The sequence below is a fragment of the Nocardioides sp. NPDC023903 genome (assembly GCF_040639295.1).
Taxonomy (GTDB): Bacteria; Actinomycetota; Actinomycetes; order Propionibacteriales; family Nocardioidaceae; genus Nocardioides.
On the sequence record NZ_JBEZZS010000092.1, the window covers coordinates 1 to 1,199 of the forward strand.

At 66.6% G+C, this 1,199-nt stretch carries 1 protein-coding gene and 1 pseudogene; both read left to right on the forward strand.

From position 1 onward, the window contains the following. Window positions 1-160: 160 nt before the first annotated feature. A complete protein-coding gene (locus AB0F44_RS30160) occupies window positions 161-700 on the forward strand; it encodes an NUDIX hydrolase (protein WP_357361050.1) in 540 nt (179 codons plus the stop codon). Further along, window positions 697-1,199, forward strand: a pseudogene (locus AB0F44_RS30165) (hypothetical protein); the annotation flags it as partial. The gene AB0F44_RS30160 and the pseudogene AB0F44_RS30165, both read left to right, overlap by 4 nt.

Genomic DNA, 1,199 nt, shown 5'->3' on the forward strand with positions numbered 1-1,199 from the left:
GCCCCAAAGTCACCGCCGCCCCCGCAAGCAGGCGAGCACGACGATCCGCCACAGCATCAGGGACAACGTCAGGAGAAACCACAAACAAGCACTTTACTGGCGCCGTCGAATCGATTCCCCGCGCGCCCGAAGCAGCCGGCAACCCAGCTAAGCTGGCTGAGTGTCTCCTCCGGCCGATCGCGCGAACAGTCGACGCCGCCAGCCGCGGCGGCGCGGTTCGGCGAACAACGCCGGCAAACCCCGCATGCGCACCGTCCGGGAAACCTCGGCGGGTGGCCTGGTCGTCGAAGGCCTCGACGGCCCCGCGGAACAGCGCACCGCCGCGCTGATCGGCCGCACCGACCGGCGCGGACGGCTGTTGTGGTCGCTGCCGAAAGGACATATCGAAGAGGGCGAGACCTCCGAGCAGACCGCGATCCGCGAAGTCGCCGAGGAAACCGGGATCGACGGGGAAGTGGTCGCCGAACTCGGTAGCATCGATTACTGGTTCGTCACCGAGGGCAGACGGGTACACAAGACCGTGCACCATTTCCTGCTGCGGTGTCTGGGCGGTGAGCTGTCCGATGCCGACATCGAAGTGACCCAGGTTGCGTGGGTTCCGTTGAGCGAGTTGGATTCCCGTTTGGCCTACGCCGACGAACGGCGGTTGGCCGAAGTGGCGAACCGATTGATCGACCGGATGGAGACCGGCAAGCGATGACGGGTGGACTGATCCGGCTGATCACGGCGGTCCTGACCATCCTGGGTTCGATGACGCTGCTGCCCGCGGTCGCGCACGCTCAAACGGACGAGTCGGGAACGCCGAAGTTTCTCAAACTGACCCTGGACGCGGTGGCGCCGGGCACGGTCACCACCGGCAGCGATCCGAAGCTGACCATCTCGGGCACCGTCACCAATATCGGCGACCGGGTCGTCGACGATGTGAGCGTGCGGGTCCAGCGAGCCGCCGCGGTGGATTCGCCGAGCGGGTTGCGCAGTTCGCTGCGGCTGGACCAGGCGAATTACGAGGTGACCGGCCCGTTCCAGGACGTGGCAACGCAGTTGAGTCCCGGTCAGCGCAAACAGTTCTCGGTGAGCATCGCGCTGCGCGCGGGCTCGGAGGCATCGCTCGGGCTCACCGATCCCGGGGTGTATCCACTGCTGCTCAACGTCAACGGTGAACCCGCCTACGGCACTCAGGCCAGGCTCGACGACGCGCG